The 24,076-nt window shown below is 38.6% G+C and carries 21 protein-coding genes; 16 read left to right on the plus strand and 5 right to left on the minus strand.

The window, feature by feature from the left end; translation table 11 throughout:
* The first annotated feature begins 6 nt into the window (after nucleotides 1–6).
* The 4 genes from AC13EX_RS04835 to AC13EX_RS04850 are packed head-to-tail and all read left to right on the plus strand — an operon-like array spanning nucleotide 7 to nucleotide 4,905.
* Complete coding sequence (locus AC13EX_RS04835) at nucleotides 7–1,290, plus strand: sugar isomerase (protein ID WP_482891775.1); 1,284 nt, start codon at nucleotides 7–9, stop codon at nucleotides 1,288–1,290.
* Between the two features lie 36 nt (nucleotides 1,291–1,326).
* Nucleotides 1,327–2,658 (plus strand): FGGY-family carbohydrate kinase, encoded by a 1,332-nt coding sequence (locus tag AC13EX_RS04840; RefSeq protein ID WP_482891776.1) that lies wholly within the window; start codon nucleotides 1,327–1,329, stop codon nucleotides 2,656–2,658.
* A 58-nt stretch (nucleotides 2,659–2,716) separates the two neighbouring features.
* Entirely contained in the window at nucleotides 2,717–3,601 is an 885-nt protein-coding gene (locus tag AC13EX_RS04845) for an alpha/beta hydrolase (RefSeq protein WP_482891777.1), read from the plus strand.
* Nucleotides 3,598–4,905, plus strand: a complete 1,308-nt coding sequence (locus AC13EX_RS04850) for a glycoside hydrolase family 140 protein (protein WP_482891778.1) — start codon at nucleotides 3,598–3,600, stop codon at nucleotides 4,903–4,905. The genes AC13EX_RS04845 and AC13EX_RS04850 overlap by 4 nt, the downstream gene beginning before the upstream one ends.
* Nucleotides 4,906–4,991: 86 nt before the next feature.
* On the opposite strand, the gene AC13EX_RS04855 is transcribed toward AC13EX_RS04850, so the two are convergent.
* Nucleotides 4,992–5,414 (minus strand): secondary thiamine-phosphate synthase enzyme YjbQ, encoded by a 423-nt coding sequence (locus AC13EX_RS04855; RefSeq protein ID WP_048641350.1) that lies wholly within the window; start codon nucleotides 5,412–5,414, stop codon nucleotides 4,992–4,994.
* Between the two features lie 104 nt (nucleotides 5,415–5,518).
* Between AC13EX_RS04855 and AC13EX_RS04860 the strand changes: the two genes are divergently transcribed.
* From AC13EX_RS04860 to AC13EX_RS04870, 3 genes are read left to right on the plus strand one after another with little or no spacing between them, the layout of a single operon-like run.
* Nucleotides 5,519–5,986: a GlcG/HbpS family heme-binding protein gene (locus AC13EX_RS04860; RefSeq protein WP_048641351.1), complete on the plus strand. Its 468-nt coding sequence runs from the start codon at nucleotides 5,519–5,521 to the stop codon at nucleotides 5,984–5,986.
* 48 nt (nucleotides 5,987–6,034) lie between these two features.
* Nucleotides 6,035–7,189: a methionine aminotransferase gene (locus AC13EX_RS04865; RefSeq protein ID WP_482891779.1), complete on the plus strand. Its 1,155-nt coding sequence runs from the start codon at nucleotides 6,035–6,037 to the stop codon at nucleotides 7,187–7,189.
* 15 nt (nucleotides 7,190–7,204) lie between these two features.
* On the plus strand, nucleotides 7,205–8,134 hold the full coding sequence (locus AC13EX_RS04870) for a sugar phosphate isomerase/epimerase family protein (protein WP_482891780.1): 930 nt from the start codon (nucleotides 7,205–7,207) through the stop codon (nucleotides 8,132–8,134).
* Nucleotides 8,135–8,302: 168 nt separating this feature from the next.
* Here AC13EX_RS04870 and AC13EX_RS04875 read toward each other — a convergent pair whose 3' ends face one another.
* Complete coding sequence (locus AC13EX_RS04875) at nucleotides 8,303–9,382, minus strand: endonuclease/exonuclease/phosphatase family protein (RefSeq protein ID WP_482891781.1); 1,080 nt, start codon at nucleotides 9,380–9,382, stop codon at nucleotides 8,303–8,305.
* Nucleotides 9,383–9,505: 123 nt separating this feature from the next.
* Here AC13EX_RS04875 and AC13EX_RS04880 point away from each other — a divergent pair, with 123 nt between their 5' ends.
* From AC13EX_RS04880 to AC13EX_RS04915, 8 genes are all read left to right on the plus strand, one after another.
* Complete coding sequence (locus AC13EX_RS04880) at nucleotides 9,506–11,083, plus strand: ATP-dependent DNA helicase (protein ID WP_482891782.1); 1,578 nt, start codon at nucleotides 9,506–9,508, stop codon at nucleotides 11,081–11,083.
* Nucleotides 11,084–11,215: 132 nt separating this feature from the next.
* Nucleotides 11,216–13,363 carry a PA14 domain-containing protein gene (locus AC13EX_RS04885; protein ID WP_482891783.1) on the plus strand — a complete coding sequence of 716 codons (2,148 nt, stop codon included), beginning with the start codon at nucleotides 11,216–11,218 and terminating at the stop codon, nucleotides 13,361–13,363.
* A gap of 146 nt (nucleotides 13,364–13,509) precedes the next feature.
* Nucleotides 13,510–16,329: an excinuclease ABC subunit UvrA gene (gene uvrA / locus AC13EX_RS04890; protein WP_482891784.1), complete on the plus strand. Its 2,820-nt coding sequence runs from the start codon at nucleotides 13,510–13,512 to the stop codon at nucleotides 16,327–16,329.
* A 166-nt stretch (nucleotides 16,330–16,495) separates the two neighbouring features.
* A complete protein-coding gene (locus AC13EX_RS04895; protein WP_482891785.1) occupies nucleotides 16,496–17,956 on the plus strand; it encodes an MBOAT family O-acyltransferase in 1,461 nt (486 codons plus the stop codon).
* 5 nt (nucleotides 17,957–17,961) lie between these two features.
* Nucleotides 17,962–18,894 (plus strand): hypothetical protein, encoded by a 933-nt coding sequence (locus tag AC13EX_RS04900; protein WP_482891786.1) that lies wholly within the window; start codon nucleotides 17,962–17,964, stop codon nucleotides 18,892–18,894.
* 322 nt (nucleotides 18,895–19,216) lie between these two features.
* Nucleotides 19,217–20,197, plus strand: coding sequence for a formylglycine-generating enzyme family protein (locus AC13EX_RS04905; RefSeq protein ID WP_482891787.1), 981 nt, complete (start codon nucleotides 19,217–19,219; stop codon nucleotides 20,195–20,197).
* 18 nt (nucleotides 20,198–20,215) lie between these two features.
* Nucleotides 20,216–21,535, plus strand: coding sequence for a Gfo/Idh/MocA family protein (locus AC13EX_RS04910; RefSeq protein WP_048641361.1), 1,320 nt, complete (start codon nucleotides 20,216–20,218; stop codon nucleotides 21,533–21,535).
* Between the two features lie 4 nt (nucleotides 21,536–21,539).
* Nucleotides 21,540–22,460: a TIM barrel protein gene (locus tag AC13EX_RS04915; protein ID WP_482891788.1), complete on the plus strand. Its 921-nt coding sequence runs from the start codon at nucleotides 21,540–21,542 to the stop codon at nucleotides 22,458–22,460.
* A gap of 77 nt (nucleotides 22,461–22,537) precedes the next feature.
* On the opposite strand, the gene AC13EX_RS04920 is transcribed toward AC13EX_RS04915, so the two are convergent.
* Nucleotides 22,538–23,011 carry a YcxB family protein gene (locus tag AC13EX_RS04920; protein ID WP_048641363.1) on the minus strand — a complete coding sequence of 158 codons (474 nt, stop codon included), beginning with the start codon at nucleotides 23,009–23,011 and terminating at the stop codon, nucleotides 22,538–22,540.
* A gap of 120 nt (nucleotides 23,012–23,131) precedes the next feature.
* The gene (locus tag AC13EX_RS04925; RefSeq protein WP_482891789.1) at nucleotides 23,132–23,254 is read right to left on the minus strand and encodes a hypothetical protein; all 123 of its coding nucleotides are present in this window, start codon (nucleotides 23,252–23,254) and stop codon (nucleotides 23,132–23,134) included.
* A 155-nt stretch (nucleotides 23,255–23,409) separates the two neighbouring features.
* Between AC13EX_RS04925 and AC13EX_RS04930 the strand changes: the two genes are divergently transcribed.
* Entirely contained in the window at nucleotides 23,410–23,631 is a 222-nt protein-coding gene (locus tag AC13EX_RS04930; RefSeq protein ID WP_048641364.1) for a hypothetical protein, read from the plus strand.
* A 2-nt stretch (nucleotides 23,632–23,633) separates the two neighbouring features.
* On the opposite strand, the gene AC13EX_RS04935 is transcribed toward AC13EX_RS04930, so the two are convergent.
* A complete protein-coding gene (locus tag AC13EX_RS04935) occupies nucleotides 23,634–24,053 on the minus strand; it encodes a Fur family transcriptional regulator (RefSeq protein ID WP_048641365.1) in 420 nt (139 codons plus the stop codon).
* Nucleotides 24,054–24,076 lie beyond the last annotated feature (23 nt).

The following is a 24,076-nucleotide window of genomic DNA, read 5'->3' on the forward strand; positions in this document are numbered from 1 at the left end:
ATTACCATGAGAATTGATAAAAATCAAATCAATACAATAAATAACAGAGCTCTCCCGGATCACCGGGAGAGTTTTGAGTATCTAAGCAATAAATTAAGTACCAAAGGTCTTGACACTAGTCTTTTAATTAAAAAGATCCAGGATTTTCAAATCGCCATTCCTAGCTGGGCCCTTGGCACTGGAGGAACTCGATTTGGTAGATTCCCTGGAGGAGGAGAACCAAGGTCGCTTGAAGAAAAAATAGATGATGTAGGCCTAATCCATGCGTTAAATGCAGGATCTGATGCTATTTCCCTACACATTCCTTGGGACATCCCTGGCGATATTGATGCTGTAAAGGCCCATGCCACCTCTCACAACTTACTTTTCGACGCGGTCAATTCCAACACCTTTCAGGATCAACCTGATCAGGAGCACTCTTACAAGTTTGGCTCTTTGTGTCATGCAGATGCTAAAGTAAGGCAACAGGCTGTTGACCATAACCTTGAGGTAATTAAATATGGGGACCAGCTCGGTTCTAAAGCTTTAACAGTTTGGCTAGCAGATGGATCTTCCTTTCCAGGACAAATGAATTTCCGGAAAGCCCTTCAAAACACACTGGATTCCCTAAAAGCCATTTATCAGGGGCTTCCATCAGATTGGAAAATGTTTGTGGAGTACAAGCCTTACGAGCCAAACTTTTACCATACGGTAATTCAGGATTGGGGAACCTCGCATTTATTGGCTTCCCAATTGGGAGAAAAGGCATTTACCTTGGTAGATTTAGGTCACCATCTGCCCAACACAAATATTGAGCAAATAGTAGCGACCCTAATGATGCAAGGAAAATTAGGTGGGTTCCATTTTAATGATTCCAAATTTGGTGATGACGACCTGACGGTAGGCGCCATGAAACCTTACCAATTGTTTCTAATATTCAACGAATTGGTTGAGGGAATGGAAGATAAAACATCCAAAAATCCTTCTCCTGCATGGATGATAGATGCCAGTCATAACCTAAAAGACCCAATGGAAGATTTGCTTCAATCAGTTGAAGCCATACAATTGGCTTATGCACAGGCATTGACGGTAGATAGAGTTGCATTGGAAAATGCAAGAGCGGAAAATGATGCTGTGCTGGCACAGGAAATCTTGCAAAATTCCTTTAGAACAGATTTAAGGCCTTTAATCGCAGAAGCAAGGCTTCAAGCCGAGGCGGCCATCTATCCTGTAGAAGTATACCGAGACCTGGCTGTGAGAAAAACCCTGATCAAAGAAAGAGGTGCCAAATCACTTGCTACCGGTCTATAAGTTAAATCAATCCATTCAATAAAATACTAAAATACAATGCCCATTCCGGTAACCGCCATCTTTGATATAGGAAAAACAAATAAGAAATTTTTTCTCTTTGATGAAAATCTGAATGAGATTAAAGAAGAATATGTACAATTTCCGACGATTAAAGATGACGACGGATTTGAGTGTGATGATTTAGAAAAAATCACAAAATGGGCCAAAGAAAATGTAGAGAAATTGTGCAAGGATCCTCAATATGAGATCAAGGCATTAAATTTCTCTACTTATGGCGCCACCTTCGTTTCTATAGGTGAAGATGGCAAACCCGTAACCCCAATTTACAATTACCTTAAGGATTTTCCTGAGGATGTTCATCAGGAGTTTTATGCCAAATACCCTGAAGAGAGCATCAATCAAACCACCGCTTCCCCCACACTTGGGATGCTGAATTCTGGTTTACAGTTGTATTGGCTTAAGAGAAAAAAACCTGAGGTATTCAAAAAAATTAAATACTCCTTACACCTTCCTCAGTACATCTCCTATCTCTTTACCGGAGAAATAGTAACTGAACCTACCTCAATTGGCTGCCACACCAAGTTGTGGGATTTCCCCAAAGGAGACTACCACCAATGGGTATATGATGAAGGAATTGCTGAGAAATTACCCCGACAAGTACCCACCACGCATAGCTTTGAGAAAGAAATTTGTGGCCAAAAAGTACAAATAGGCGTAGGGATTCATGACAGCTCATCTGCTTTGGCCTCTTACCTTATAAAAATAAAGGAACCTTTTCTGCTTATTTCTACAGGTACCTGGAGCATTTCGCTCAACCCTTTCCCTAAACGAGAGCTGACTTATCAAGAATTACAAAATGACTGCTTGAATTTCTTGTCTATTCATGGCAAAACGGTTAAAGCCAGTAGGTTTTTCCTTGGTTATGAATTGGATCATCAGCTGGCCAAAATGAACAATGTCTTTGGTAAAGAGCCCAAATTTTACAAAGGCATCAGTCCTGATGAAAAATTAGTAAGCCAATTGCTTAATGGGGAGCTTGCAGGAACATTTTATCCTGAAACAATTGCTAGAACACCGATGGTGGCAGAGATATTCCCCGAAAACAATTGGGACATCGCGGCCTTTTCAAATTATGAGGAAGCTTTTCACCATTTAATTTTTGGGCTAGTCCGGATGCAAGTAGCCTCTTTGATGCTTGCTAAAGGTGCAACAACTACAAAAAAAGTGTATATTGATGGTGGTTTTGTCCACAATAAGGTATTTATCCGTTTTTTAAATGCTCTACTAGAAGGATATGAACTTGAAGTTTCAGATTTCCCTTTAGGATCAGCTTATGGGGCAGCTCTGATGTTGAATGCTTTTAAATAATCTAAACAAACCAATATCAATGAACCAGTTTTTTCTTGTTTTTTGTTTCGTTTTAATAATGGGATCAGTAAGTGCCCAAAATCAATCGCTCATTATGGACCTATATCCTGGGGAAATTCCATTTCAAAAGGTTACCCAAGTAAAAGAAGTAAGTAAGAGTGAAGGAATTGTCCGAATCAGTAATGTTCAAACCCCTCAGATACAAGTCTTTTTACCATCAAAAAGCTCAGCAAACGGGCAAGCAGTAATCATCTGTCCTGGTGGAGGATATGGTATTTTGGCCTATGATTGGGAAGGGACTGATATAGCCAAATGGTTAAACAGTCATGGCATAGCTGGAATCGTTTTGAAATACAGGCTGCCTTCAGCTATAACACAAACGAGTCCCCACCTTGTACCTATGTCTGACGGACAACAGGCCATTAGATTGGTAAGGCATCATGCTGAAGAATGGAACATAGACCCTGACGAGATTGGCATTATGGGCTTTTCGGCTGGAGGACATCTGGCATCAACGTTAGGTACTCACTTTGATTCTGGTAACCCTGGATCAGATGATCCTATTTTGCAGCAATCTTGCCGACCAGATTTTATGATATTGGGCTATCCGGTAATATCCTTTAATGAAAAATTCACACATATTGGTTCAAGAAATAGCCTCATAGGCAAAAGCCCTGAAGCCAAATGGGTAAATTATTTCAGCAACGAAGAACAAATTAGATCAGACACCCCCCCTACCTTTATTTTTCATTCACAGGATGATACGGGGGTACCTGTTAAACACAGCCTAATGTTTTATGAAGGTCTTGTGGCTAAAAAAATCCCAGTTGAGATGCACTTGTACCCTTTAGGACAGCATGGATACTCACTCTCTCTCAACAAAGAAGGCACACAAAAAGATTGGCCAAATAGCTGTATTAACTGGATGAAACATTTACAATGAAAATGAATTTGCCAGCACTTAAAGTTGGCGAAAATAGCCGTTTCTTGGTCAATCAAAATGGAGAACCATTCTTCTGGCTGGGAGATACCGCTTGGGAGCTTATCCATAAGTTATCCTTAGCGGAAACACAATTGTATTTTCAAAACCGGATAGAGAAAGGTTTTACTATAATTCAGACTGTAATATTAGCTGAATTGGATGGCCTCACGGTACCCAATGCCAATGGAGATCTCCCATTAAAAGACTTAGACCCCTCCCAACCAAATGAAGCTTATTTCAGCCATGTAGATAAGATAATAGAGTTGGCTAATGAAATGGGACTTTACCTTGCCCTACTTCCTACCTGGGGGGATAAGTTCAATAAAAAATGGGGCACTGGTCCTGAAGTTTTCACACCTGAAAACGCCAGAGCCTTCGGTGCTAGTTTGGCTAAGCGATATGCCAAGCACCAACATATCGTCTGGGTTTTGGGTGGAGACAGGGTACCTCAGGACAAAGAAGATGAGGCCATTATTGAACAAATGGCTATGGGAATCCGTGAATTTGACAAGGATAGCCTGATCACTTACCATCCCAACGGTGGTGTGATAGCCAGTGATATTTTTGGTAAATCCACATGGCTACAAGTAGACATGTTCCAGTCCAGGCACCAGAAAAATTTCCGGGAATACACCTTCGTGAAAAAGGCCAGAAACAGGCAGCCAGTGAGACCGGTTATCAATGGTGAACCAGGTTATGAAAACATCCCCAACCTTTTAAACAAATGGAATTTCCAACGGCTGGATGCTGCCGATGTCAGGTTGTCCGCCTATTGGAGCATGCTGTCTGGCGCTGCCGGGTACACTTATGGCTGCAATGAAGTCTGGCAAATGAACACTGCGGAATCAACTCCATTATTTGGCGCCCACCTTTCTTGGCAGGAAGCTTTAGATCTCCCTGGTGCCAGACAGATGGGAATTTTAAGAAGTATTTTCGAAAGCTTACCTTGGCAACAAATGCATGCTACCAGGCAAATATTCGCTGGAATAAATTGGCCATTCAGTCCTCCAAAATTGGCACTGAGTACCTCAGACCAAAGTTGCTTATTGATTTACCAATCTACAGGCAGCAAAATAAAACTGAAAATAAAAAAAGGAATTTTAAACAATAGTGCTGTCTATTGGATTAATCCCCAAAACGGTAGAGTTACTCCCACTAAAGCAAAAGGTTCAAACACCTTTTATTCCCCAAACAGGCTTCAGGATTGGTTACTTTTAATTCTATCAAACAAGCAAAGGGACCAATGGCACTATACAAGCTCTTGAATTTTAATCAGTTGTCAATTTTAAGTGGATAAAATTGTGGATAAAGTAATAAAATGCCGTTTTTATAGAACATTTTATTAAAAACTTCATTCTCCCATCGCAGTAAGCACTAGACTCCTCTCACCACCATAGTTTCGAAATTCTCCAAGGTAAATCCCTTGCCATGTGCCAAGGTTCAACCTCCCTCTTGTGATAGGAATTTGCACTGAAACGCCAAAAATGCTTGATTTTAGGTGCGCTGGCATATCATCTGGCCCTTCCATAGTATGAACAAAGTGGGGATAATCCTCAGGAATCAGGTAGTTAGTAAAGGTTTCAAAGTCCACTCTTACAGAAGGATCCGCATTCTCATTGATCGTTAATCCTGCAGAAGTATGCTTTATCCACACCTGAAGCCATCCTTTTTCGATTTTTTTTAAATCCTGAAAGTTATCCACAATATGTCTGGTTATGAGGTGAAAACCCCTTCTATAGGCGGGCAAATTGATTTCTTTTTGATAGGTTTTCATAAATTAAATCAGCTTAAAATCCATCCTCAAATATAAAAAATTTAAGAATTGCAGTTTATTAATTATATTTAAGATTAAACATTTTAGAACCTAATCTCTCAACGATGCAGAAGCTAACATTATCATTTTTAATATTGTTATTCACCGTAGTAAGTTATTCTGCGAACGCGCAACAAACCACCAGAGTCCTATCGCTAAAAGATGCCCAAACAATCGCCAATGCTGCAGAAGCAAAAGCCAAGGCCAACAATTGGACTGTCGTTATTTCCATAGTTGACGCTGGTGGAGATTTAGTGCTACTAAAAAGAATGGATGGTACCCAAGCCGGAAGCATAGATGTGGCACTAGAAAAAAGTGAAACCGCAATAAAATTTAAGAGATCAACCAAGGAATTTGAAGACATGGTAGCAGAGGGTAGATTAAATATTTTAAGTCTGCCAGGTGTATTGGCCATGGAGGGCGGACTTCCTATAATTTCAGGAGATCAGTTCATAGGCGCCATTGGCGTGAGTGGAGCAGCCCCTCCAGAAGATGGAATTATAGCTGGAGCTGGAGTTGCTGCTTTTAAATAAACTTTGTATTTCCGGTCCAAAATATTTTCTGATGGACTTTTATTAATTATGACAAAAGGAAAAAATTTACCCTCAAAATTACCTTATGTTGGCACTACCATTTTTACGGTAATGTCCAAACTTGCTACGGATGAGGGCGCATACAATTTATCTCAGGGCTTTCCAAGTTTCGATTGTTCTCCGAAACTTAGTGAATTGGTATGCCACTATTTGAAAAATGGTTATAACCAATATGCACCTATGTCTGGCGCACCTGTTTTCAGGGAAAGCATAGCTGAAAAAACTGCCAGAGTCTACGGGGTTTCTTATGATCCTGAAACAGAAGTGACCGTTACATCAGGAGCCACCGAGGCCATATTTTGTGCGGTCACTGCAGTTGTTTACCCAGGGGATGAGGTGATCGTACTCGAACCGGCCTATGACAGCTATGTTCCGGCCATCGACCTTAATGGCGGCATTCCAATATTTGTAACCTTGGATGCGCCAGATTTTAAAATCGATTGGGAAAAAGTAAAAGCCAAAATATCTCCCAAGACAAAGGCCATTATTGTCAATACACCCCACAATCCTGTAGGGACCGTATTTAGCAAAGAAGACCTCAATAACCTGGCAGAAATTATTCGTGACAAGGACATCTATATTATTAGCGATGAAGTTTACGAGCACATCGTTTATGATGGAGAAATACATCATTCCATGATGTGTCATCCGGAGTTAAAAGAGAAAGCTTTTATTTGTAATTCTGTAGGAAAAACCTATCATGTCACGGGATGGAAAATCGGTTATTGCCTAGCCCCTGCTGCCCTGACCAAGGAATTCCAACGCATACATCAATACATCACTTTCTGCACGGTGTCTCCAATGCAATTTGCGCTGGCGGACTTTCTTAAGCTACCAGAACACTACGAGCAGTTGTCTGAATTTTATCAGCGTAAAAGAGACCGGTTCAATGATGCTTTGAGCGGATCCAGGTTTACATTGAAACCCTCTAAAGGAAGTTTTTTTCAAATCGTATCTTATGAAAAAATCACAGACGAATACGATTACGATTTGGCTTTCAGATTGACCAAAGAAATCAAGGTCGCCTCTGTTCCCGTTTCTGTTTTTTACAAAGAAAAGAGAGATGATAAATTGTTAAGGTTTTGTTTTGCGAAGGACGATGACATCCTGGACAAAGCCGCAGCCTTATTATGTAAATTATAAATCATTTAAATACGAATGCTAGAACTAGGTTTTGTAAGTGCCATATTGGCTGAAAAAAGTTTTGAAGAAGTAATCGATTTCGCTGCTAAGGAACAATTTTCCTGTGTGGAAATAATGTGCTGGCCAAAAGGAAAAGCGGAACGGCGTTATGCTGGGGTTACACATATTGATGTGTCCAATATGGATGAAAAAGAAATCCAGCATATCAAAGATTACCAGAAAAAAAAGAAGGTATATGTATCAGGTTTGGGTTTTTACCCCAACCCTATGGATCCGGATGAAAAAGTAGCAGAAAATGCGCTTTCCCATATTATGGAGGTAATTGATGGTGCGGAAAAATTAGGCATACCTGTGGTCAATACTTTCATTGGAAGAAACCCCTCTTTGAATGTCTCAGACAATTTAAGACTTTTCGAAGAACGATTTCCTCAGATCGTACGCCATGCTTCAGAAAAAGGCATCAAAATAGCAATTGAAAATTGCCCCATGCTTTTTACAGATGACGAATGGCCTGGAGGGAAAAACCTTGCCATTTCTCCGGCTATTTGGGACAAGATGTTTACCATTATACCTGACGCCAATTTCGGACTGAATTACGATCCTTCCCATTTAGTATGGATGCAAATGGATCCCGTTCAACCCATCTACGATTACAAAGATCGACTTCATCATATCCACCTTAAGGATGTAAAGGTTTACCAGGAAAAATTAAACAGGGTAGGTATCCTTGCCAATCCATTGGAGTACCATTCACCAAAAATACCGGGCCTAGGAGATGTTCCTTGGGGTCGTTTTTTTGCTGCCCTTACCGACGTAGGTTACAGAGGTCCCTGCTGCATAGAAGTAGAAGACAAAGCTTTCGAAAAATCTGAGGCGGATGTCAATATGGCCATTTTAACTTCCAGGAATTATTTGAGGCAGTACATTCCATTTAGAGAAGAATAACTTTCGTAGCCCTTGCAGGTTTTCAAACCTGCAAGGGCTACCATTTATAACTTTACCTTTCTTTTTTGTAGATGTTCACTATGATTTTTTTGTATCCAAAAGAGAAAGCCCTTGGGAAAAACAATGAACCCAACACAATTTTACTTTCCCCGTAATCTGCTAGTCGGATTAGATCGTCAAAATATTTGGATTGGCTTTGCCTATCGTCTCTTCCGTCCAATTTTTTTCCTCTGTATCAAGTGCCTCTTTCTTGTCTTCTTGTTCATTTTCCGGCTTAAGCTTCAGTTTAATATAAATAGGAAAGTGGTCAGAGGAAATGGAAGGTAGCCTTCTTATTTTCCTAAGTACAAAATCATCTGAATGAAAGATATGGTCCAAAGGCCATCGAAAAGGCAGGTACTTTGCATTGTAGGTATTAAAAAAACCTCTTCCTTTTCTTGGGTCCAAAAGCCCACTAATTTTTTGAAAAAGCCGTGTTGTTCTAGACCAAGCCACATCATTGAGGTCACCAAAAACCAAGGTTGGTAGGTCAGCATCTTTCACATTCTTACCCACTATAAGAAGTTCAGCATCACGAGAAAGAGAGGTATCACTTTCTGTAGGACTAGGAGGTTCGGGATGAATACAATGAATCTGTATAGGTTTTCCTGAAGGAAGAACTACGGTAGAGTGAATGGAAGGGATGTCATCTTCTACTAAAAAATGTACTTTAGTATCCTTCAATTCCAAATTGGAATACAAATGCATTCCGTAAAGATTATCTAAAGGTATTTTGACCTGATACTTGTATTCCTCCTCCAATACGGACATCTGATCTTCCCACCACTTATCTGATTCTAAGGTAAGTACCAGATTGGGATGGTGTTTGTTTACCAGGTTGATTAACTTTTCAACATGTCGGTTAGGAGTGAGCACATTACTTACCAATATGCCAATTTCATTTTCAGGGTTACTAGTCTTATCGTGATTGACTTCCTTCCCGGCCACTATGGTATAAGGGAAAATTTTTCTCGCCTGGTAAAACCAAGTAAATACCACCAAAGCGAAAAAACCAAGGTTAAAGGTATTGAATGAGGAAAAAGGCATAAGAAAAAGAACTATCGCCAGAGTGGCCATAACTAACAACTGAATTCTGGGAAAGTCAAATACACGGACCCACCAGTTGCTGACCTTTAGCTTTGAAGCTATTACGGCCAAGACACTGATGACACCTAATATTATTTTAAAAATATTTAATACCAGATCCATTGCTACGTGAGGTTAAATTTGATACTTACCAAGTATTTTAGTTTTGTCAATAATTTACAATATATACGAAAGCGATAAAATTATTAATAATTTTATGCATCTATTTAACAAACATTTCACTTCATGTCCTATTTAAAATCGTTTTTTCGTCAAGAATTTGAAGCCAAAGGCTTGGACATGGCCAATGAACCCTTTATCCAAGCACTTGAAATCGCCTTGCATACCAACAAATCCCTATTCCTGACTGGTCGGGCTGGTACTGGTAAAACAACGTTTCTGCATACCCTAAGAAAATTCAACCCTTCTAAGAACATGGTAGTAGTAGCTCCTACCGGAGTCGCGGCCATAAATGCAAAAGGCAAAACCATTCATAGTTTTTTTAAAATTGATCCCAGGCAACTTTTTCTACCAGGAGACCCCAGACTACAGGCCAAAGGTTCCAAGCAAAACATTTTTGACACTTTTAAATACACCAAAAGCCGCTTGTCTGTCATCAGAAATCTGGATCTATTGGTCATCGATGAGATTTCAATGGTACGGGTAGAGATACTCGATATTTTGGATCAGATATTGCGTGTATTTAGGAAAAAAATGCACCTTCCTTTCGGAGGCGTACAGCTTATATTGATTGGCGATCCATTTCAATTACCACCTGTTGTCAAAGACAAAGACTGGGCTTTACTGTCAAGCAAGTATGAGACCCGATTTTTCTTTAGCGCTTTTGGCTTTAAAGAACTAATGCCTTTTCATATTGAGTTAAAAAAAATATACCGACAGAAAGACAGTATTTTTAAAGACCTCCTAAACAGAATTAGAGAAAGCAAACATACCTATGAGGACATTGATTTTTTAAACCAACGAGCTGAGGCTTATCACTTTGACTTACTGGACCAAGGATATATCATATTAGGAACCCACAACAACAATATTCATCAAATTAACAAGCAGAAGTTAGAGCTAATTAAAAGCGAAGAGAAGGTTTACAAGGCAGCCATCGAGGATGATTTCCCTACAAATATGGCCCCCTTCGAACCCATAGACATCACGCTCAAAGTCGGAGCGCAAGTCATCTTCATGCGCAACAATCCTGAAAAAAACTACTACAATGGAATGATTGGAAAAGTAGTAGAAATGCATGAGAACAAAATTCTGGTAGAGGCAAATAATGGTACTTTCTATGAAGTAGAAAGAGAGGTATGGGAGAATGTGGATTTTCAGTACAATGAGCAAGAGAAAAAAGTAGATGCAAAAGTTATTGGTAGATTTACCCAATTTCCATTGAAACTTGCTTGGGCCATTACTGTACATAAGAGTCAAGGACTTACTTTTGAAAAATGTATCGTGGAAATAGACAGGTCTTTTGAAGCCGGTCAGGTATATGTGGCCCTTAGCCGATGCACGGATTTGAATGGTTTGGTATTAAAAAAGGCCATAGGTATGCAAAGTGTACTGGTAAGTCAGGACAGTTTGAATTTTAGTTTACAACGTCAGGAAGAATCACAGGTAGAAGAAAATTTAAGGGTTCAAAGAGCCTTTGCCTCATTGCCTTATGCCTTCGACGCCTATCGAAAAGGCGATTTAAACAAAGCCAAGGCCATTTTTGATGAAGTTCAGCGCATTCATGACATCACTACTTATGCAAAGTTCAGACAATTTTTAATGCTAAAACCATGGCTAGACTACAAAAATAAATGCAGATAAATGAATTTTAAATATCTTTTTTAGTCGTTTATCAAAAATAAATGCCTGATTCCCTTGTCTTTTAATCTCAAATGCATAAATTTGTATTTTAACAGCAGATTAAAAATCTATCATCATCAAATATTTTTAGAAATGAAGGGGATTTTGAGAGGAGTAAATAAGGACAGAAACTATTTTAACAGCGTAGTTTTATCCATCGTATTATTTTTAGCTTTTACAGCACAAAGCTATGGTCAATTGGCTTGTAGTAATACTGAACCAGAAACACTTACGAAACCATGGCGAGATGGAAGTTCTTGGCAGAATGGTTATCCAACCAATGTTTGGAATGCCTATGTTTATCAGTTAACTGATTATTACAACCCAAACGGAGCAAATGCTGGTCATAATGAGCCATCAGAATTTAAAAAACCACAACCTGATGAAAACGGAATTTATTTTTCCGGACAATATAAGGGGATGCTTTTGAGAGATGGTGCAAATTTCCTTCCTGTTTCAGGAGTAAATTTTGACACGCATTTTAGTGATCCAAATCCTGGTAATGGCTATCTTTCTGACAACCTTTTTTTTCAAACCGGTATTAACCCTACAACTTCAGGCGGATGTGATACCCAATTAAACCAATTCGGTGTACATATGCGGGGCAGGTATGTTCCTACCCAAAATGGTATTTACCGTATACGCATAGGAAGTGATGATGGCTCCTATTTCAGTATGTTTTCAGACATTAATAACCCTAGTTCAAGTGGGGCTGTTGATGTGAACGGCAATAACCTCATACATAACAACTGGGTAAAGAATGAATCGGACACCTTATTGTATGACGGCGTCGATAACTTCGTGTATGAGAACAACATCAGAAATTACTATGTTGAATTAGAAGCTGCTCAGGAATGGTTCATGACATTGAACTATTATGAAAAAGACGGTGCCAATAGACTTGCTTTTGAAATTGAATTGTATTTCGGCCCTGGGGAGATAAAAATGGGAGCTGATGCCTCAGGATCAGTTGCTTTTTGTGGAATCAATCCTGACCCTACCATCATCAGTTCAATAGGTCCTGCGGTATTTGAAGATGGAGAAGTGACTAATTATTTTTGGCAATATGCCACTTCGAATGATGAGTCTGCCACTTGGAACACCATTTCCGGAGCTACTGAAAAAGATTATAAAATCCCAGCTTATGAGGACGATAATTGGACCGGGTCTAGGTATTATAGAAGAGGGGCAACCAATACAATTGCAGTAAATGACTCTACAAGTACCGATGTTGATGTATTTTCCAATGTGCTGGAAGTAATCATGAATCCAATTCCTGATTTGGACCGTACTGAATATGGTACCAATGCATGGATAGGACATACTTATGATTCCCCTAGAAATTTTGCTGCATCAAATTATTCAGGAAGAGTTACTGAGACGCCTAACTTCACTGAAAACTTCCCTTCTGGAGTAGGGTGTAATTCTCAAAAAAACAACTTTACCGTTCAGTACAGAATGCGTTTAGATGTCCAACCTGGTACTTATGACTTTAATGTCAATGGTGATGATGGGTACAGATTATCAATCAATGGAACTACCGTGATTGACGAATGGGCCAAAGTCGGTGGTAAAAAAGTCACAGATGACACCTATCGAATGGAAATCACAGAAGATGGCGTATTAGAATTGATATTAGATTATTATGAAATTGGAGGTGACCAATCCATATCTTTTAACTACGTTGAAAATTTACTTATACTTCCACTTGAGTGGGGAGATTTTCTTGGACAATCCTGCGGTGAGAATAATTGCTTGAATTGGAGCACTTTACAAGAAAAAAACACCAGCCATTTTATTATGGAAAAATCCAATAATGGTTTTTCTTGGGAGGAATTTGGAGAAACTCTTGAAGCGCAAGGCAATAGTAACCAAGAGGTCTTTTATGATTATGCCGATCATTCAGTTGCAAACGATGTTACCTTTTACAGAATCAAGCAGGTGGATTTGGATGATACTTTCAGTTATTCAGACGTAATCAGGGTAGAAAATAATTCAAATAGAAATAAGCTTATGCCTTTCCCTAACCCTACCACTGATTTACTTTTCGTAGATTCTCAAGAGGGTATATTAAGTGTGGAGCTAACCAGCCAAGATCAGAGAGTAAGAGCGCAACCACTCCTTGAAAAAATTAGTGACAACAGGTATCAAATAGATATGCGACAATTCCCAAGCAACCATTATTTGGTAACCATTCATACAGAGAAGTCAAGGAAAACTTACAAAATCATGAAACGATAAGTTTAAATATAAATTACAGTATTAAAAACCTATTAGTACCAATAGCATCATTTCTACTTAGCCGACATTCTTACAAAGGATGTCGGCTTTTAATTTTTTAATAACATTTTATCATTTGTAGGGTTGGCTTGGTATCTTTGCACATTATGGGTACAACTACTGTCAATACAAATACTTCACTCGAGAATCTAGATCCTAAATCCTTTATAATTATAAAGAATGCCCGGGTCAATAATCTAAAAAACCTAAGCATAGCCATTCCTAGAAATAAGTTGATAATAGTTACAGGCTTATCGGGTTCAGGGAAATCTTCCTTGGCTTTCGACACGCTTTTTGCAGAAGGTCAGCGGATGTATGTAGAGAGCTTAAGCTCTTATGCTAGGCAATTTTTAGGAAGGATGGAAAAGCCTGAAGTAGAATACATCAAAGGAGTTTCACCAGCCATAGCCATACAACAAGGTGTAAACACCAAAAACCCAAGATCAACAGTGGGCACTACCACAGAGATCTACGATTATTTAAAGCTTCTTTTTAGTAGAATTGGCAGAACCATTTCTCCAATTAGTGGTGAGGAAGTAAAACACCATACCGTAACTGATGTGGTTGCTTATATCCACAGCTTCGATGAAGGTGATAAGGTAATGATAAGTTGCCCTTTGCATTTCAGCCCTGAAAGGTCCAAAGAGAAAGAACTGGAAATCCTATTGCAAAAAGGTTTCACCAGGGTTTTGGTAGATGGCGAAGTGTCATTTGTAGAGGAACTGCTGGAATCAGAAAAGTTACCTGAAGGGAACTTCGAGATATTAATAGACAGGGTATCAGTAAAAAAAGAGGACGAAGGAAATCAATTCAGAATCGCAGACAGTGTTCAAACATCTTTTTTTGAGGGATTGGGAGAATGCAAAGTTGTGATTCCAGACAAAGCCATCAGAAGCTTTAGTGATAAATTTGAATTAGACGGCATTCAATTCGAATTGCCTACAGTGAACTTTTTTAGTTTTAACAACCCTTATGGGGCATGTAGGACTTGTGAAGGATTCGGCTCAGTTCTGGGAATAGACCCTGACTTGGTAATCCCTGACAAATCGCTTTCTATCTTTGAGGGAGCTATTGCACCATGGAGGGGAGAGACCACCAAAAAATGGTTGCAACCACTATTAAAGGATGGAATAAAATTTGATTTTCCCATCCATAGACCCTATGAGGACCTTGACGAAAAAGACAAAGCCATTTTATGGACAGGTAACAAATATTTCAAAGGCCTGAATGACTTTTTTGCTTTCCTACAAAGCAAGTTGCATAAGATACAGTATAGGGTAATGCTTTCCAGATTTAGGGGAAGAACTTCATGTCCTGATTGTAAAGGCACAAGGATCAGGAAAGATGCTTCCTATGTAAAAATAGCAGAGAAATCCATAACCGATCTCGTGCTTTTACCAATAGACAAAGCCTTACCATTCTTTGAAACGCTAGAACTTACAGAAACGGAAAAGAGCGTATCCCAGAGACTCCTAAAAGAGATCATCAACCGACTGGAGTACCTCGATCAGGTAGGACTTGGTTATTTAACGCTCAACAGGCTTACTTCATCTCTCTCTGGAGGGGAATTCCAAAGGATAAAACTCGCCACTTCTCTAGGCAGTGCTTTGGTGGGCTCTATGTACATCCTCGATGAGCCAAGCATTGGCCTACATCCAAGAGATACCGAACGGCTCATTACCGTATTGAAAGCCCTAAGAGACTTGGGCAATACAGTCATCGTAGTGGAGCATGAAGAAAAAATCATACTTACAGCAGACCAGGTAATAGACATCGGGCCTGATGCGGGTGTTCATGGTGGGGAACTGGTTTTTCAAGGTACCCTGAAAGAATTAATGGCGGCAGGAAATACACATACCGCCAGGTACCTAAGTGGAGAAGAGTCAATAAGTGCCAAAATCCACAATAGGAAATGGGATGAATACATTTTAATTAAAGGTGCCACAGAGAATAACCTGAAAAACATCACCGTTAAAATTCCATTAGAAGTCTTGACCGTAGTGACGGGAGTGAGTGGTTCAGGGAAATCTACTTTGGTAAAGAAAGTATTGTACCCGGCTATAGGTAAAATCCTAGGCTCCGTAAATGATGAAACAGGCCGGTTCGACAGACTTGATGGTCATTACAGGAACATCAATAGGGTAGAGTTTGTAGATCAAAACCCAATCGGAAAATCCTCAAGATCAAACCCGGTTACTTATGTTAAGGCCTATGACGGAATCAGGGCTTTGTATGCGGATCTTCCCATCTCCAAGCAAAGAGGCTATAAACCTGCTTTTTTTAGTTTCAATGTAGACGGAGGCCGATGCGAAGCTTGTCAGGGAGAAGGCACCCAAAAGATCGAAATGCAGTTTATGGCAGACATTTACCTTACCTGTGAATCCTGTAAAGGAAAGCGTTTCAAAAATGAAATATTGGATGCCAAATACAAGGGGAAAGACATTTCAGAAGTATTGGGCTTGACCATAGATGAGGCCATGGATTTTTTTAGTGAAAAATCAGCCATTATCCAGAAATTAAGCCCCCTTCAGGAAGTAGGTCTTGGCTATATTGGATTAGGTCAATCCTCCAATACCTTGAGTGGTGGAGAAGCACAAAGAGTAAAATTGGCTTCCTTTTTAGGTAAAAATGATTCCAGAAATCACGAAAAAATATTGTTCATATTTGATGAACCTACTACTGGCTTACATTTCCATGACATAAAAAAATTACTGTTTTCCATCAACTCTTTGATCGACCAAGGGCACACTGTACTCATAATTGAGCACAATACAGAGGTAATAATGGCAGCGGATTGGGTCATCGATTTAGGGCCGGAAGGAGGAGAAAAAGGGGGCAATGTTATTTTCGAAGGGATACCGGAAGATTTAATGAAGGAAGAAAATAATTATACCGGAAAATACCTCGTAGAGCTCAACAAGGAATAATAATATAAATATAAATAGGAATTTAATTAATTTTCTAGACAAAAAGTGATTTAAATGAATTTTATATATAGTTTTGTGCTATATATAAAATTTAGCCTTCTTTTGAATACAATCTAAGAGGAGCCTAAATCAAATATTTTGTTTCTACCTAATTATTTATATTGCCATGTTATTCAATTCAATTGAATTCCTAATTTTTTTACCACTAGTATTTTTCATTTATTGGTTTCTATTCCCTAAGAATTTAAAGCTTCAAAACCTATGGATTTTGATAGCCAGTTATGTCTTCTATGGCTGGTGGGATTACCGTTTTTTATCCCTGATTTTTTTCAGTTCGTTAGTAGATTTTTTGATAGGGATACAGCTAAACAAACGTCAAAAAATTAACCAAAGAAAGTTTCTACTGTTTATAAGTTTGGCAGTTAACCTCGGTTTTTTGGGCTTTTTTAAATACTATAATTTTTTCGCAGAAAGTTTTGCCGATGCTTTTACTTTATTAGGCAATACCATGGATCCTTCTCGGCTAAACATTATTTTACCGGTAGGCATCAGTTTTTATACCTTCCAGACAATGAGTTACACCATTGATGTGTACCGGAAAAAGATGGCTCCCGTTTCAGAACCCGTTGCATTTTTTGCTTATGTAAGCTTTTTCCCCCAGCTTGTAGCAGGCCCTATTGAAAGAGCAACGAACCTTTTGCCACAATTCTTTAAAAACAGAGATTTTAACTACACAAAAGCCAGCGATGGTTTGCGACAAATACTCTGGGGCTTATTCAAAAAGATCGTTATTGCAGATAATTGTGCGATCTATGTAAATGACATTTTCAATGATTACCAATCCTTTTCAGGTTTCACCTTATTATTAGGTGGGGTATTGTTCGCCTTTCAGATTTACGGAGATTTTTCAGGTTACTCAGATATAGCAATCGGAACATCTCGCCTATTCGGGTTTGATTTAAAAAAGAATTTTGCTTTCCCGTATTTCTCGCGTGACATTGCTGAATTCTGGCGAAGGTGGCACATTTCCCTTTCCACCTGGTTTAGGGATTATCTTTATATACCTCTTGGAGGAAGCAGGGATGGCCATGCTATTAGAAATATCTTTATCATATTTATTGTCAGTGGTTTTTGGCATGGAGCCAATTGGACATTTCTTTTTTGGGGTTTATTAAATGCCACCTTTTATCTCCCATTACTGTTGTCCAAAAAGAACAGAGTGCATACATCTGACACAGTAGCCGCAGGCAAATACCTGCCAAGTATTAGAGAAACTCTTCAAATGGGTATCACTTTTTTTCTGATTGTCATTGCATGGATATTTTTTAGGGCAGACAGCTTATACATGGCATTTGACTATATATCCATCATCTTTTCGCCAAAATTCTTTGTCCTGCCCATCCAGGATTTTTGGAGTATGAATACCGGCAATCATTTAATATACCTGTTCTTTTTACTAATAGGCTTCATTCTTGTAGAATGGTTCCAACGAGAAAAGAATCACGGGCTCGAACTAGATTCCCAAAAGTTACCTAAAACGGTAAGGTGGGCATTTTACTACGTGGTAATTATCTTTTGCTTCATTATGAATGGGGTACAACAAGAATTCATTTATTTTCAATTTTAAGTACCATGAAAAGATTTATAAAAAATAGCCTATATTTTGTAATTCCTTTTGTGCTATATAGCTGTTTAATTGCTTTAATTGATCCATTCAATTATCTAAATGGCTTTGGAGTTACCAGTGAAGAGAAGAAAAAAGCCATTGCCTTGGACATTGAGCCTCACCTTTATAAAATGATTGACTTTAAAAACAATCCAAAGAAAAACTGGGTATTGGGTGACTCAAGAAGCAATGGATTATACATTGCCATGGACAGTTCTGCCTGGTCTAATTTGGCTTATGGAGGTGCAAGTTTAAAAGAAGTAATTCAATCGTTTTGGTGGGCCAGGGAAATAGAAAAACCTGACACCGTTTTGATTGGGATCAACCTAAATTTATACAATAAATTCAATCGTCGTTTTTGGGTAGAAGAGACCATCAACAGAAAAAGTAATTTTTTCACTTATGCCTTCAATAAATATACTTTCAATGCAACTTTTGCAATATTGGCTATCAATAATCAAGGCGAAGAAGAGAGCGAGTCACAAGTAGAATTACCGGGAGCAAAAGAACAGTTTTGGAAGAAAAAATTGAATGGTACTGACAAGTTTTATAAAAACATTACTTACCCGGACGAATACCACAAGCAACTAAAAGAAATTGCAGACCATTGTAAAAAAGAGGGTATTAAGTTGATTTTCTGGATCCCACCCCTTCATAAAGATTACCATGAAGTATTGACAAAATATGAATTGGAGGAATTCGAAGCCAAATTCAAACATGATTTGTTTAGCTTAGGGGATGTTTTTGATTTCAATTATTCTTCTAATTTAACATTAGATGAAAACAATTTTAGGGACCCTGTCCATTTTAATGCACGGGTGGCCAAGCTAATTGAGGAAGAAATACGAAGTTATTCCCCACACCACTCTACTCTATATAAAAAGAAATTGTTGGACTAAATTGAATAATTAAGTAAGTGGAAAATCTATATCAAATGATATTTACTTGAATAAGGGATAACTCACTGATTTAAAACTAATTTTTAGGCTGCATAAATAAACTTATAACAGCAAACCATCTTACAATATTAAACTATCTAGTCCGAAAATCTTCTTATAAGTTTATATACCGTTTATCCTTTTTTTAAAAGGATAATGCTGTCTAAATGCGTGAAATTTTCAATATTTAAAAAATTAAGGTAATTTAAGCATTCAATTAATTTTTATTAAAAATTGAAGTACATTACAAGTAGTTAACTTAAAGAATACCTAAGCCTAATCCATGTTAAAATTATTAAAAAGAACTTTATTTTTGGGTTCTATTTCATCGGTCTTGTTTCTCGCAAGTGCATATCAATCCATTGAAAACTTTGAACCCTACTCACAAAAAATTCCCGGAACAGGAATCTCATTTGATATGGTACCTATCCCTGAAGGGAGCTTCAAAATGGGAAGTAGTGATGGGGCATCAGATGAAGCCCCTGTTCACGAGGTAAAAATAGATCCATTTTGGATGGCGTCTCATGAGACCACTTGGGATCTTTACGAATTATTTTTAGACAAGAGCTTTGAGGCTTCTTCAAGTGAAGGTCCGTTGACACCAGAAATTGATGGGTTGACAAGACCTTCTATACCCTATTTGGACATGACCTTCGGAATGGGTAAAGAGCATAAACCGGCAATAGCCATGACTCAATATGGTGCCATTCAATTCTGTAGATGGTTGTACCTCAAAACTGGTGTGTTTTTCCGTCTACCTACAGAGGCAGAGTGGGAATATGCCGCCCGTGCCGGCACCAAGACCAAATACTTTTTTGGAGACGACCCCTCTCAATTGGGTGAGTTTGCCTGGTACAAAGACAATAGTGAAGGCACCACGCATAAAATTGGACAAAAGAAACCAAATCCTTGGGGACTGTATGACATTTTAGGTAATGTCAATGAATGGACCATGGATCATTACGATGCCAATACCTACTCTAAACGAGGAGCTAAAGCAGACAATCCAATCCACTTATCTGAAGAACTATATCCTAAAGTGATAAGAGGAGGAAGCTATGATGACAGCCCTGAAGAATTGACCAGTACCAAGCGTGGTGCAAGCACCCCTGAATGGAAGAGAATAGATCCTCAAATACCAAAAAGCCAATGGTGGTTTCCAGAAGCACCATTTTTGGGAATGAGAGTAGTAAGGCCTCTTACTAGCCCAGATCCTGAATTCATTGAAAAATATTACGGCACTGCGCCGATGGAAGATTATTAAAATAAACTCAAAATAATAATGAAGGTAAATAATAGTAATGAAAGAAGAAATTTCATCAAAACTTCAGCAATTATAACTGGAGGTGCCATGTTAAGCCCACTTACATTATCCGGAGCTTATGCAGCGGGAGATGATGCCATAAAAATTGCCGTTATTGGCTGTGGAGGTAGAGGGACAGGAGCAGTGTTCCAAGCATTTGAAACCGGTCAAAACATTAAATTGGTGGCTATGGCAGATGCTTTCAAAGATCGTCTAGACCAAAGTTATGAACGTATATTAAAAAAATACGGTAAAGATAAAGTAGTTGTTTCTGAAGAGCAGAAATTTGTAGGCTTTGATGGTTACAAACATGCCATGAAAGAGGCTGACGTGGTGATAATAGCTACCCCACCAGGTTTCCGTCCTGATCATTTTGAAGAGGCTGTTCGTCTTGAAAAGCAGATTTTCATGGAAAAACCAGTAGCTACTGATGCAATTGGTATCCGAAGAATTTTGGCCGCAGCCAAAACCGCAAAGGCCAAAAAACTAAACGTAGTTGTAGGCTTACAAAGACATTATCAAGACAATTATATCCAAACAATTGACAGAATTCACAATGGCGAAATTGGTGACATTATAGGTGGCCAGGTTTTTTGGAATGATGGTGGAGTTTGGGTAAGAGAACGTCAACCAGGCCAGACAGAAATGGAATACCAAATGAGAAACTGGTACTATTTCAATTGGCTATGTGGCGATCATATCACAGAACAGCACGTTCACAACCTAGATGTAGCCAACTGGGTGAAGAATAGTTACCCTGTTAAAGCAGAAGGAACAGGAGGAAGAACTGTAAGAAGAGGGAAAGAGAATGGTGAAATATTTGACCATCACGTCGTTCTTTTTACTTACGAAGATGGCACTGTCATCCACAGTGAATGTCGTCATTTCCCCGGTGCCCACAACCGAGTGGATGAAAGCTTCCAAGGAACAAAAGGTAAGGCCTATATGAATGCCGGACATGTGGGTAAACTAACAGATTTGAAAGGGAATAGCCTTTATGACCATGATGGCGCGGGCAATGCCAACCCATATCAAGTGGAGCATGATAAATTATTTGATGCAGTAGTGAAAGGCGAATACAAATACGCTGATGCTGAAAACGCGGCAAAAAGTACCATGACCTCTATTTTAGGACGTTATGCAACTTATTCCGGCAAACCTGTTACCTGGGATGAAGGAATAAATTCAAATGTAAACCTAAGACCTGATAAGCTAGCATGGGATGCATTGCCAAAAGTACTTCCTAATGAAGATGGTTTTTATCCTTATGCAATACCTGGTCAAACTAAAGTAGTATAAGCTCATGGAAAGAAGAAAATTTATAAAAAACGTTTCTTTGGGAACCGCAGCGGCAGGAATAGCCGGAGTAAGGACCAGTCAAGCTACTCAGTTGAATGCTGATAAAGCAGATGCTACATTTAATTTAGACTATGCTCCTCACTTTGGCATGTTTAAAAATCTAGCAGGTGATGATCTTCTGGATCAGATTACCTACATGCATGAGCGTGGTTTTAGAAGCCTTGAAGACAATGGTATGATGCGTAGGACTCCTGAGATGCAGGAGAAAATAGGTAATCACCTCGCGAAGCTAGGCATGACCATGGGTGTCTTTGTTTTGGACAAAGGTGGCAATGGAGCAAATACCCTTGCTGCTGGAAATCAGGAATATGTGGATATATTTCTTTCAGGATGTAAAAAAGCCGTTGAAGTATCCAAAAGGGTAAATGCAAAATGGACCACTGTTGTTCCTGGAGATTATCATAGAAGCTTACCTCTTGACATTCAAAATGCAAATGTTATAGAAGCTCTTCGCAAAGGTGCTGAAATACTGGAGCCTCATGGTCTAACCATGGTGCTTGAGCCTCTCAGTGACAACCCAAACCTATATTTACGCTACTCTCCGCAAACTTACCTTGTCTGTAAAGGAGTGGATAGTCCTAGCTGTAAGATATTATACGATATCTATCACCAGCAAAAAAATGAAGGACATCTCATTACGTTAATGGAGACCTGTTGGGATGAAATCGCCTATATACAAATAGGAGACAATCCTGGGCGTAAAGAACCCGGTACAGGTGAAATCAATTTCCAAAATGTTTTTAAATACATATACGAAAAAGGTTTCAAAGGTATATGTGGTATGGAGCATGGGAATTCTAAGCCTGGAAAAGAAGGTGAAGAAGCCGTAATTCAAGCCTATAGAAAAGCTGATAGTTTCCTCTAAAGAGAGAAAAACATCTAATAATAAAAAGGGCTGATATTCAAGATATCAGCCCTTTTATATTTATCCTTTATTTGTAACTAAGCCAAAAACCCTTTTCGTTTCAAGATGGTCTCCACAAATTTAATCTCGTTTTGAGAATTGAAAATTCTAAAAGGAAGGTGAATAAACTGAGCCTTAGACAAAACTAGAATATAAGCATCCTCCTTGATTTGGGCATCCTTTATCATTTCCCACTTGATGGGCATACCCTGCTTACTATTGATTTTCATAAGCACCTGGCGGCTATCTATTTCATAAGAGAGTTTCTCAAACATCACCTTATTTTGCTCCATTTGAGTGACTCCAGCAAACTGTATTACCCAAAAAAGCCAATACAATGCATAAGCAAGTAATGCCATGCTAATCCACCACCAAGAAGGAATCCAAAAATAACCACAAGCGATGGCCACAGCGATCAATACCACCCACCATTGCTCCTTTAATATGTTTTTTAACCCCTGTTTGATATAGGTACCTGTCTCCAGTTTGTATTTTTTTGTTTTTACGATCATTATAAAATATTCATTTTGCTGGGCAAATATCCTACCTTATCCATTAGATAGCAAGTTTATTTCTTATCCCTTTCTATTTTTTTACTTTTTTATATACCAATTTATGGCCAATGTGGTATTCTAAAGCCTTTTTTCCCTCATGGTAGGAATACTAATTTGTAAGTAAGCCTTCCTTGATTTCCTTCCATTCAGCTCTTCAAAATTAAAATCAACAAGGGGTATAAAAACTAAATATGTTTTCATATTAGCTTGGATTTTGCTCCTGAACCAAAAAACATAAGTTCTTTACAGACATGCATTTACCTGTAAGAAAATAAAATACTTACAGGTAATCCTGAGACCAACAAGTTGATTTATTCAAATTATTATTGTAACTTATTGGTTAAAGATTCGATATGATGAATAGCCTGGTGATAGATTTGATTTTATGTGGTGTAGCCTACGTGGTATTAATTTATTTTGTAGCCACACTTACTAAGTCTAAAATCAAAAGAAACCGGAAGAACAATGACGAAGATGGTGATGGAGGCGTAGAAGACAATACACCACCAGTAATCGATTTACCGCCAGGTATAGTTTGGCCTTCAGATGAAAAGGACAAAAACCCAATTGCCTTTTAATTTCACTTTTTGCACTTATTACAAACCCCCTGAATCAATAAACTCATTTCCCTTAGTTCATATCCTTTAGGAAGTGAAACCTTAGGGAGTGAAATTTCCTCCAAACATCTGGTATTTCCGCACTTCTCACATTTGAAATGTACATGTTCGTGATCATGTCGGGTTTCAGCGGAACCATGATTACACAAGGCATATTTGGCAGCCCCAGTATCGTCAAGCACCTTATGAACAAGGTCATTCTCCAAAAATGTTTTTAGGGTTCTATATATAGTAACCCTATCAAAATTTTCTTTCAACGCATCTTCAAGGTCAGAATGAGATAGTGCTATCTTTCTATTTAGAAAGGTAATAAGCACTTCTCTCCTACAACTGGTTACTCTTAGGTTATTGTCTTTTAATATTTCAGCCGTTTTATTAGCCATAATTTTTCCGTTTGTACGACATT

This window comes from Cyclobacterium sp. L-R (assembly GCF_056859355.1).

Coding starts and splice junctions, on each gene's coding strand:
- AC13EX_RS04935 (WP_048641365.1), bottom strand. CDS start 24,053: ATGGCTAATAAAACGGCTGAAATATTAAAAGACAATAACCTAAGAGTA.
- AC13EX_RS04835 (WP_482891775.1), top strand. CDS start 7: ATGAGAATTGATAAAAATCAAATCAATACAATAAATAACAGAGCTCTC.
- AC13EX_RS04925 (WP_482891789.1), bottom strand. CDS start 23,254: ATGAAAACATATTTAGTTTTTATACCCCTTGTTGATTTTAATTTTGAA.
- AC13EX_RS04920 (WP_048641363.1), bottom strand. CDS start 23,011: ATGATCGTAAAAACAAAAAAATACAAACTGGAGACAGGTACCTATATC.
- AC13EX_RS04905 (WP_482891787.1), top strand. CDS start 19,217: ATGTTAAAATTATTAAAAAGAACTTTATTTTTGGGTTCTATTTCATCG.
- AC13EX_RS04930 (WP_048641364.1), top strand. CDS start 23,410: ATGAATAGCCTGGTGATAGATTTGATTTTATGTGGTGTAGCCTACGTG.
- AC13EX_RS04910 (WP_048641361.1), top strand. CDS start 20,216: ATGAAGGTAAATAATAGTAATGAAAGAAGAAATTTCATCAAAACTTCA.
- AC13EX_RS04855 (WP_048641350.1), bottom strand. CDS start 5,414: ATGAAAACCTATCAAAAAGAAATCAATTTGCCCGCCTATAGAAGGGGT.
- AC13EX_RS04915 (WP_482891788.1), top strand. CDS start 21,540: ATGGAAAGAAGAAAATTTATAAAAAACGTTTCTTTGGGAACCGCAGCG.
- AC13EX_RS04870 (WP_482891780.1), top strand. CDS start 7,205: ATGCTAGAACTAGGTTTTGTAAGTGCCATATTGGCTGAAAAAAGTTTT.
- AC13EX_RS04895 (WP_482891785.1), top strand. CDS start 16,496: ATGTTATTCAATTCAATTGAATTCCTAATTTTTTTACCACTAGTATTT.
- AC13EX_RS04900 (WP_482891786.1), top strand. CDS start 17,962: ATGAAAAGATTTATAAAAAATAGCCTATATTTTGTAATTCCTTTTGTG.
- AC13EX_RS04850 (WP_482891778.1), top strand. CDS start 3,598: ATGAAAATGAATTTGCCAGCACTTAAAGTTGGCGAAAATAGCCGTTTC.
- AC13EX_RS04840 (WP_482891776.1), top strand. CDS start 1,327: ATGCCCATTCCGGTAACCGCCATCTTTGATATAGGAAAAACAAATAAG.
- AC13EX_RS04845 (WP_482891777.1), top strand. CDS start 2,717: ATGGGATCAGTAAGTGCCCAAAATCAATCGCTCATTATGGACCTATAT.
- AC13EX_RS04880 (WP_482891782.1), top strand. CDS start 9,506: ATGTCCTATTTAAAATCGTTTTTTCGTCAAGAATTTGAAGCCAAAGGC.
- AC13EX_RS04875 (WP_482891781.1), bottom strand. CDS start 9,382: ATGGATCTGGTATTAAATATTTTTAAAATAATATTAGGTGTCATCAGT.
- AC13EX_RS04885 (WP_482891783.1), top strand. CDS start 11,216: ATGAAGGGGATTTTGAGAGGAGTAAATAAGGACAGAAACTATTTTAAC.
- AC13EX_RS04860 (WP_048641351.1), top strand. CDS start 5,519: ATGCAGAAGCTAACATTATCATTTTTAATATTGTTATTCACCGTAGTA.
- uvrA (WP_482891784.1), top strand. CDS start 13,510: ATGGGTACAACTACTGTCAATACAAATACTTCACTCGAGAATCTAGAT.
- AC13EX_RS04865 (WP_482891779.1), top strand. CDS start 6,035: ATGACAAAAGGAAAAAATTTACCCTCAAAATTACCTTATGTTGGCACT.